The organism is Ignavibacteria bacterium (genome assembly GCA_025612375.1).
Classification (GTDB): domain Bacteria; phylum Bacteroidota; class Ignavibacteria; order Ignavibacteriales; family SURF-24; genus JAAXKN01.
Genome location: JAAXKN010000110.1, coordinates 1 through 1,793, shown reverse-complemented (window position 1 = coordinate 1,793; position 1,793 = coordinate 1). Strand labels below are relative to the sequence as shown.

Sequence of the window (1,793 nt, the reverse complement as noted above, 5' to 3'; positions counted from 1 at the left end):
GAGAGCTCTCGGAAACTAAGTAATGTAAAGTGAAAATTTATACAAAAGTTGATTGCTGGGATTTCTCGAAAGATGTCTTTAAAGATAGGCATGAAAAGAAAGCCTCCCATAAGCAGGCTTTTAAAAAATATCAGGTTCAATGGTCAAGCAGCATCCTTTTTGGCTTTCTTGATACGAGCATCAAGGTGGATGTTGATTCCAATCATCATAGTGAAAAAGGAATACCTCTTTTTGCCGCGTATTCTCATATCATGCAGGTGATAGTCATTGAGTACCCGGTTATTAACTCGCTCTGAACAGGTTCTGGTGCTGAAGATTTCTTTCCATTCCTTGCTTCCTCTCGGAACAAGCGGAAAAAGTCGGATATCCCAGTCCGGTTTAGTATATACCACCCGACCATAATCAGAGGGTGAACAGGGAATAACAAGAGGACATTCATCTATGCCACCACATTTGGCGGGGCATCGCCATTTGTGGCGGGAACGTCCTTTACAGAAACCCTGGCAGACCATTTCTAATCCTGCTTTGCAAAGAGGAACCCCCTCACTTGTGAATTCGATAGTCTGTGGAAGCGATTCAGGGTGACCACGGTTAGAATTCAAGTCAATAAAGGGAATGATATCCCGAGTTTTGCAGAGTTCATAGGTTGGGTAATTATCATTTGCAGAATCAAGGCAGAGATTTTTGATTGGAATATTGGGGTTCAGCTTCCTGAATTCTGATAAGGCCACAATCGCACTGACACTGTCATGGCGTTTGGCATCAAGAAAGCGGATATGTAGAGGCAGGTCGACATGATATTCCGGATTATAAGCAGAAAGCATGTAAAGAGTATATCCGAAATACCATACAGCAAGATCGCTGTCCCAACCGAAAGAAGCATCCGGATCAGAGAATTTACGGTCACATTTACAGTCAAAGATACCGTTTTTATTACAGTCACAGACCTTCGTACCAAGAGCATCACAATGACTGTGGACACAGGTGCCGTCACCGGCAATTGTAAGATTTTTTGTAGAGATGAGACCGAGATCAATGGAAGGGACAATGGCAATAAGCGAAAAAATCTCCTGTAGAAGTTTTTCGTAATGAAAAGGAAGCTCCTTATCTTTCAGAGTATAGGATACCATTTTCTTAACGATTTGAGGGTGACGGTTAGGAAGCTTTTTCCCTTTACCGGGCTTTTTCAAAGGCTTCTTATTTTTAGGGAAATGATAAAGATGCTTCCTGTCAGCCTTGTCAAGATCCTTATGTCGCAGCCACAGACGGTCAATGAAATCATAATAGGAACCCAATGGAGGAAGCTCATCCGAACTACACCCGATGAGGATAGCCAGAATATCATCACTCTTAAGGGTATTAACCCATGAATCAACACTGGTAAAACCACAGTCTAGCATCAGGATAAAAGAGCGGAAAATTTCCGGCTGGTGCAGCGCAGGTCTTCCTGTATGGCTGTAATAAGGGGCAAGATGAACGGCTAGCGGGTCAAGGTTCAGAGAAGTGAGTTTGGCAATAGAATCAGAATAAGAAATAAGTTTTTTGCGCTGTGATTCATTCAAGAGAGAAATAGCGTCAGAAATAAAAAGCTGATAATCAGCATGGGAAGTCCAGCTTTTCAGCATTGTGAAGCACCTCCAAAAAATGTATTTTTATAAGGGCTTCGCCGCAAATTTTTATACATTTGTCAAGGGGTTTTTGAAAAAATATGCAAAAAAGTTGGAGAAAAAGAAAGTAACATGAATCAATAAAAAAGAGCAAACTTGGGCTTTTCAGAGTTTCCGAGAGAGCTC

The 1,793-nt window shown here is 41.7% G+C and carries 1 protein-coding gene; it reads right to left on the bottom strand.

Annotated elements, in window-relative coordinates; all coding sequences use genetic code 11:
- Window positions 1–143: 143 nt before the first annotated feature.
- Window positions 144–1,625 carry a hypothetical protein gene (locus HF312_21520; GenBank protein ID MCU7522791.1) on the bottom strand — a complete coding sequence of 494 codons (1,482 nt, stop codon included), beginning with the start codon at window positions 1,623–1,625 and terminating at the stop codon, window positions 144–146.
- Window positions 1,626–1,793 lie beyond the last annotated feature (168 nt).